7 protein-coding genes are annotated in these 7112 nt (G+C 69.9%); 6 read left to right on the top strand and 1 reads right to left on the bottom strand.

Features of this window, described 5'->3' with window-relative positions:
• Positions 1-107: 107 nt before the first annotated feature.
• Positions 108-701 (bottom strand): DUF3043 domain-containing protein, encoded by a 594-nt coding sequence (locus ACT3SP_RS17010; RefSeq protein WP_444588486.1) that lies wholly within the window; start codon positions 699-701, stop codon positions 108-110.
• A 113-nt stretch (positions 702-814) separates the two neighbouring features.
• Between ACT3SP_RS17010 and ACT3SP_RS17005 the strand changes: the two genes are divergently transcribed.
• The 6 genes from ACT3SP_RS17005 to ACT3SP_RS16980 all read left to right on the top strand — a co-directional run bounded on the left by ACT3SP_RS17005 (position 815) and on the right by ACT3SP_RS16980 (position 6421).
• Positions 815-2230, top strand: a complete 1416-nt coding sequence (locus tag ACT3SP_RS17005; RefSeq protein WP_444588485.1) for a dipeptidase — start codon at positions 815-817, stop codon at positions 2228-2230.
• Positions 2227-2496, top strand: coding sequence for a hypothetical protein (locus ACT3SP_RS17000; RefSeq protein WP_444588484.1), 270 nt, complete (start codon positions 2227-2229; stop codon positions 2494-2496). Before ACT3SP_RS17005 ends, ACT3SP_RS17000 begins: the two co-directional genes overlap by 4 nt.
• 121 nt (positions 2497-2617) lie before the next feature.
• Positions 2618-2977 carry an iron-sulfur cluster insertion protein ErpA gene (gene erpA, locus ACT3SP_RS16995; RefSeq protein WP_444588483.1) on the top strand — a complete coding sequence of 120 codons (360 nt, stop codon included), beginning with the start codon at positions 2618-2620 and terminating at the stop codon, positions 2975-2977.
• Positions 2978-3355: 378 nt separating this feature from the next.
• Entirely contained in the window at positions 3356-4294 is a 939-nt protein-coding gene (gene ctaC, locus ACT3SP_RS16990; protein ID WP_444588482.1) for an aa3-type cytochrome oxidase subunit II, read from the top strand.
• A complete protein-coding gene (ctaD, locus tag ACT3SP_RS16985) occupies positions 4291-6003 on the top strand; it encodes an aa3-type cytochrome oxidase subunit I (RefSeq protein ID WP_444588481.1) in 1713 nt (570 codons plus the stop codon). The genes ctaC and ctaD overlap by 4 nt, the downstream gene beginning before the upstream one ends.
• Before the next feature lies 1 nt (position 6004).
• Positions 6005-6421, top strand: coding sequence for a cytochrome c oxidase subunit 4 (locus ACT3SP_RS16980; RefSeq protein WP_444588480.1), 417 nt, complete (start codon positions 6005-6007; stop codon positions 6419-6421).
• The last annotated feature ends 691 nt before the right edge of the window (positions 6422-7112 follow it).

Below are 7112 nucleotides of genomic sequence, written 5' to 3'. Positions count from 1 at the left end.
GGGCCGGGCGGCCCCCATCTAGCGGGGCGCCCGTCCTCGTGCGCTGTTGCGGTGCACGGTTCCCGTGCGCTGCGCGTCCTCCCGGGCGGGGAGGCGCGGCGGGCTGATCAGCGCGGCGCCTGGCCGTGCTTGATCTGGGGGCGGGGGAGACGGAAGCGGCGGATCTGGATCGCGCGCATGATGCCGTAGCCGACCAGGCCCCGCTGCACGTCGCCGAAGCGCTCGGTGAGCCGCGCGCGCAGCCTGCGGCGCAGCAGGAAGCCGTCGATCACGCAGACGGCGATGCCGCCCCACAGCACGACGATCATGCCGGCGCTGAGCAGCGGCGCCAGGTCCTGGCGCAGCAGCGGCAGGATCAGTGCGATGAGCATGAAGATCAGCGCGATGGGGAAGAACATCTCGGCGACGTTGCGCCGGGAGTCGACCACGTCGCGCACGAAGCTGCGCTCCGGGCCGCGGTGCTGGAGCGGCATCTTCTTCTCGTCACCGGTCATGAGCGCCTGCTGGGCCTCCGCGCGCTCCTTGCTGGCCCGTTCCCGGTCGCGCCGGCGAGCCTCCTTGCGGTCGTCGACCACCAGGGGCCGACGACGCGCCGCCTCGGCCTCCTTGCGGGTGCGGGTGGGACGGCCCTTGGAGCCGGGTCGCGCAGGTTGCGACGTCGGCTCGGGGGTCTGCGGGGGCTCGGACTTGCGGAAGATCACCGGGCAAGTCTAGGTGACGTGACCGAGGAACCCCTGGGACCACGCCCCGCACGCTCCGCGGCTGTGACCGAACCGTGGGCGGGAGCCTGCGCAGCGGCGGTACGGTGACGGTCATGAGCACTCCCGAGCCTGCCCCCGTGCCCCCCGCTGCGACCGGTGATGCCGAGGAGGTCGAGACGCTGCGAGCACGGCTGGAGCCGCTGCTGCCCGCGGCGATCGAGGACCTCCAGGATCTCGTGCGCATCCCCTCGATCGCCTTCGAGGGCTATGACCCCGCGCCCGTGCGGCGCAGCGCCGAGGCCGTCGCGCAGCTCCTGCGCGGCGCGGGCATGGCCGAGGTCGACATCGAATCCGTCGACGGCGGCAGCCCCGCCGTCATCGCGCGCACCCCGGCCGCCCCGGGGCGGCCGACCGTGCTGCTGTACGCCCACCACGACGTCCAGCCCACGGGCGACGTCGAGGACTGGACGGGCGACCCCTTCGTCCCGGAGGTGCGCGACGGCCGCCTCTACGGCCGCGGGGCCGCCGACGACAAGGCGGGCGTGATGGCCCATGTGACCGCTCTGCGCCTGGTCGGTGAGGAGCTGGCCGCCGACGGCATCGGGGTGACCGTGTTCGTCGAGGGCGAGGAGGAGGCCGGTTCCCCCACCTTCCGCCCCTTCATCGAGGCCCATCGCGATCGGCTCGCCGCGGACCTCATCATCGTCGCGGACTCCGCGAACTGGGCGGTGGGGACGCCCGCCCTGACCACGAGCCTGCGCGGTCTCGCCGACCTCGTGATCGAGGTGCGGACGCTGGACCACGCCGTGCACTCGGGCCTCTTCGGCGGTCCCGTGCTCGATGCGCTCACGCAGCTCTCGCGGCTCCTGGCGACCCTTCACGACGAGAACGGGGAGGTCGCCGTCGAGGGACTGGTCCGCGCCCCGGATCCCTCGGTCGAGATGGACGAAGCCGACTACCGACGGGACGCGGGCGTGGTCGACGGGCTCGAGCTCTCCGGGACCGGCTCCCTGACCTCGCGGCTGTGGACCCGGCCCGCGCTCTCGGTGATCGGCATCGACGCCCCGAGCGTCCGCGACGCCTCCAACACCCTCGTCCCCGTCTCGCGCGCCAAGATCTCGCTGCGGATCCCGCCGGGGGAGGACCCTGCGGTCGCGATGGAGGCGCTGGTCTCGCACCTCGAGCAGCGTGCGCCCTCCACCGCGCAGGTCACGGTCCACCGCGGCGAGCAGGGCAGGCCCTACAGCGCCCGCCGGGACTCCCCGGCCATGGATCTCGCCCGCACCGCCTTCGCGCGCGCCTGGGGCACGCCCGCCGTGGACACCGGTCTGGGCGGGTCGATCCCCTTCATCGCGGATCTGCTCGAGGTGTTCCCGCAGGCCGAGGTGCTGGTCACGGGGGTCGAGGACCCCGAGTCCCGCGCCCACGGCATCGACGAGTCCCTGCACCTGGGGGAGTTCGCGAAGGTCTGCCTCGCCGAGGCGCTGCTGCTGCGCGGCGCCGGGACGCTCGGGGGCCGATCCGCGTGAACCGACCGTCCGAGGAGCCAGCGGGGGCACGCTCCACCGTCTCGCCGCTGATGATCCCGATGCTGGTGATGGGGCTGGTCACCGGCTTCCTCGCCGGCTACTTCCTGCTCTGGTGGGGGCTGCTGCTCGTGCTCGCCGTGCTGGTGGTCGCCGTCTCGATGGTGTTCACGGGCCGCAGCCGCGACGGGGCCACCGGTGCAGTGGTCGGTGTGGTGCTCGGCTACGGGGGAGTGATCCTGCTGGCGCTGTTCCGCGGCGTCCTGTGAAGGGGAGGGCGGGGCAGGGACGTGCACGCGACCCGCGTGAGACGGACCACCGCGCCCCCGATCCCCCGTTCCGGGAACCGGCGGCGTATCCTGGGGGCACACGAGCTTCGAGGAGGACCGTATGACCACGCCCACCACAGAGCGCCCCACCGCGGCGCACGACGTCACCCTCACCCCCGGGGCGGCGCAGAAGGTCAGCACCCTGCTGGAGCAGGAGGGTCGTGACGACCTCCGCCTGCGGATCGCGGTGCAGCCCGGCGGCTGCTCGGGCCTGATCTACCAGCTCTACTTCGACGAGCGCACCATGGACAACGACCTGGTCGCCGAGTTCGACGGCGTCGAGGTGATCGTCGACAAGATGAGCAGCCCCTATCTCACCGGTGCCGTCATCGACTTCGCCGACACCATCGAGAAGCAGGGCTTCACGATCGACAATCCCAATGCGGGCAGCTCCTGCGCCTGCGGCGACTCCTTCAGCTGAGCGACTGCTCTGCGGCGGACGTCCGCAGGGCATGCCCCGGCCACAGGGCCCGGCGCGGTGACGATCCGGTCACCGCTCCGGGCTCGTCCCATGTGACGGCGGCGACGCGCAGATCACGGACCGGTCACGGACCGACGCGCCGCACGGTCCCAGGCGAGTCGGAGTGGCCGCACCACCTCAGGAAAGACGTATGATGACAACGTGCCGTCAAGTGCCGGGCCCTCGGGCCCGATGCGGCCCTCTTCTCGCAGGGAGGGCGCGGCACTGTGGGCATGTCCCGCCCACATCAGTACCAGCTCCGCGCCACGGAGCCGGTCCGAGCCAGAGCGCACGGCCCGGTGACACGGCCAGGAGACGACGAGCGGAAGGTCATCCCCTGTGATCCCCCAGGTCCCTCAGCGCGCGCGGCGCGGACGCCGCGCAGCGGCAGCAGGCCTCGCCCTGGCCACTCTGTTCCTCGCCGGCTGCTCCCAGGCGCAGCAGCGCGGATTCCTGCCCGGTCCCGCGGACGGCCAGGAGGTCACCGACAGGACCGAGCGGATCACGAACCTCTGGGTCGGCTCGTGGGCCGTCCTGGTCATCGTGGGCCTGGTCATCTGGGGCCTGACGATCTGGTGCGCGATCGCCTACCGCCGTCGCAAGCACGACAAGGGCTTCCCCGTCCAGCTGCGCTACCACGTGCCGCTCGAGCTCATGTTCACCCTGGTGCCGGTGGTCATGGTGCTGACCTTCTTCTACTTCACCCAGCGCGACGCCCGTGAGATCGAGATGCACGTGGCAGAGCCGGACCATACGGTCAACGTCGTCGCCAAGCAGTGGAGCTGGGACATCAACTACGTCGGCGAGGACGTGCACGAGCCCGCCGGCGTGCAGTCCTTCGCCACCGGGGAGCCGGGTGCTGCCGACTCGCTGCCCGAGCTGTGGCTGCCGGTCGGGGAGACCGTCGAGTTCCGGCTCGACTCCCGGGACGTCATCCACTCCTTCTGGGTGGTGGACTTCCTCTACAAGAAGGACATGTTCCCGGGGCACACCACGAGCTTCCAGATCACCCCCACCCGTGAGGGCACCTACGCCGGCAAGTGCGCCGAGCTCTGCGGCGAGTACCACTCGGACATGCTGTTCAACGTGAAGGTCGTCTCCCAGGAGGAGTTCGACGCCCACATCCAGGAGCTGCGCGAGCAGGGCTTCGAGGGTCAGCTGGGCGTGGACCTGAACCGCAACGAGGAGGAGTGGAGCATGCGCGAGAAGCATGACGACGCCGGTCCTCGCTACTCCGAGGACACCGAGTCCGCCGGCACCGAGGGAGACAACGAGTGAGCACCGACATCACGGCCGCGCCGACCACGTCGTCGCCGGGACGATTCCAGGAGGAGCGGCCCACCGGTCTGGGCAGGCAGTTCTTCAAGCTCCTGACCACCACCGATCACAAGCTGATCGGCATGATGTACATGGGCATGGCGTTCGCGTTCTTCGCCTTCGGAGGCCTTCTCGCGCTCGGGATCCGCACCGAGCTGTGGGAGCCCGGTCTCCAGGTCGTGGTCTCCAAGGACCAGTACAACCAGCTGTTCACCATGCACGGCACGATCATGCTGCTGATGTTCGGCACGCCGCTGTTCAACGGCTTCGCGAACTATCTCGTGCCCCTCCAGATCGGCGCCGTGGACATGGCGTTCCCGCGTCTGAACATGTTCGCCTTCTGGATCACGCTGTTCGGCTCGCTGATCGTGGTCGCAGGCTTCCTCACCCCGCAGGGTGCCGCGTCCTTCGGCTGGTTCGCCTACGCGCCGCTGTCGGACACGACCTTCTCGCCCGGCCTGGGTGGTGATCTGTGGGTCTTCGGACTGGGTTTGCAGGGCTTCGGCACGATCCTGGGCTCGGTCAACTTCATCACCACGATCCTGTGCATGCGGATGCCGGGCATGACCATGTTCCGGATGCCGATCTTCACCTGGAACACGCTGATCACCGGCGTCCTGGTGCTGATGGCCTTCCCGCCGCTCGCCTCAGCGCTGCTGGCCCTCGGCGCGGACCGGCGCTTCGACGCGAACATCTTCGACCCGGCCAACGGCGGTCCGATCCTGTGGCAGCACCTGTTCTGGTTCTTCGGCCACCCCGAGGTCTACGTGCTCGCGCTGCCCTTCTTCGGCATCGCGTCGGAGATCATCCCGGTGTTCTCCCGCAAGCCGATCTTCGGCTACAAGACCCTGGTGGGCGCGACGATCTCGATCGCTGCGCTGTCGGTGACCGTGTGGGCGCACCACATGTACACCACGGGTGCCGTGATGCTGGACTTCTTCGCCTTCATGACGATGCTCATCGCCGTCCCGACCGGTGTGAAGTTCTTCAACTGGATCGGCACGATGTGGCGGGGCTCGGTCACCTTCGAGACGCCGATGCTGTTCACCCTCGGCTTCCTCACCACCTTCATCTTCGGCGGCCTGACCGGCGTCATCCTGTCCTCGCCGGTCCTGGACTTCCACATCTCCGACACCTACTTCGTGGTCGCGCACTTCCACTACGTGATGGCCGGGACCGTGGTCTTCGAGATGTTCGCGGGCTTCTACTTCTGGTGGCCGAAGATGTTCGGCTACAAGCTCAGCGAGGGCATCGGCAAGCTGCACTTCTGGCTGCTGACCATCGGCTTCCACATGACGTTCCTGATCCAGCACTGGCTCGGGGTGGACGGCGCTCCCCGCCGCTACGTGAACTACCTGTACGAGGACGGGTTCGACTGGATGAACCAGATCTCCACGATCGGTGCGTTCATCATGGGCGTCTCGACGCTGCCGTTCCTGCTCAACGTGGTGCTGACCCATGTGAAGGGCAAGAAGGTCGAGGTCGACGATCCGTGGGGCTACGGCGCCTCCCTCGAGTGGGCCACCTCCTGCCCGCCGCCGCGCCACAACTTCCACTCCCTGCCCCGAGTGCGATCCGAGCGTCCCGCCTTCGACCTCCACCACCCCGAGGTCGCTCTGCAGGACCACATGCTCGCCGAGGAGCCCGCCCTGAACCCGAGGACGAACTGACATGAGAGCAAGCGCAAAGATCTTCTGGATCCTGGGAGCCTTCTTCCTGATCGTCGCGATCGCCTACGGCTTCCTCACCGCACGCTACGAGCCGCTCGGGCTCGAGCCGGTCGGCTTCCCGGCCATCCTCGCGGTGGCGGGCCTCGCGTTCATGATCGCCATGACGCTGAGCCTGACCAGCAGGAAGCACCAGCTGAGCGCCTCGGACGACCTGGACGCCGAGGTCTCGGACGACGCCGGCGTGCAGGGGAGCTTCTCTCCGTACAGCTGGGCGCCCCTCTGGGCCGCCGTGGGCGCGGGCCTGTGCTTCCTCGGCGTCGCCGCCGGATGGTGGATCTTCGCCTTCGGCGTCATCTTCGCCATCTACGGCGTGCTGAGCTGGGTCCTGGAGTTCTCCGTCGGGCAGCACGCCCACTGACCCACCCGCACCGCCGCTGACAGGGCGAGGCCCGGGCCGTACGCCCGCTGATCCTCGAGACGCCCGCCGCTCCGAACGGAGCGGCGGGCGTCTCGCTGTCCCGCCGCTGTTGCGGTGCTGATCTCGGGCGGGCGGCGTCCCAGGACCGATGAGCGCCGTCCCGCCGACGGCGCGAGCAGTCTGCCGCGTCATCCGCTGCCGCGGGCCGTCTCCTGCGTGATGCCCGGCCGCCGGACCCGCAGGGTGCCCGGCCACCTGCGCGGACGCCGACGCCCACGCGGCATGTCCTCTCCTCCGTGACGGTGCACAACGTGCGTACCGGTCAGTACTGCATAAAAGCGCTGTATGCTGGGTGGACCCGGGGCCTGCTCGCCCGCCCGTGCCGCGCGCATGCCCAGCACCCCGAGACGGAGCTGGGAGCGGCGTCGCGGACGGGTGCGGGGCGGTGCGAGGCGGGCACGGGACGAGGCGCGACGGGCACGGGACGAGGCGCGACGGTCGCGCGACGGTCGCGGGACCGGGGCCCTGCGGCATGCCGGGCTGGACCGGCAGGATGCTAGCGTGAGCGCGACCATACCCAGGAGTCGCTCGCAGGGCACCGTCGAGGTGCGTCGCGGCGGCCCACGGCATCGGAGGGAGCGCACGGATGATCGGTGGACACGCGGATCCCGTGGGCCGCGCGCGGAAGCAG

This window comes from Brachybacterium sp. AOP43-C2-M15 (genome assembly GCF_052446295.1).
Classification (GTDB): domain Bacteria; phylum Actinomycetota; class Actinomycetes; order Actinomycetales; family Dermabacteraceae; genus Brachybacterium.
Note: the sequence above shows the minus strand (reverse complement) of the source record. Positions and strands in the feature narration are given on the sequence as shown.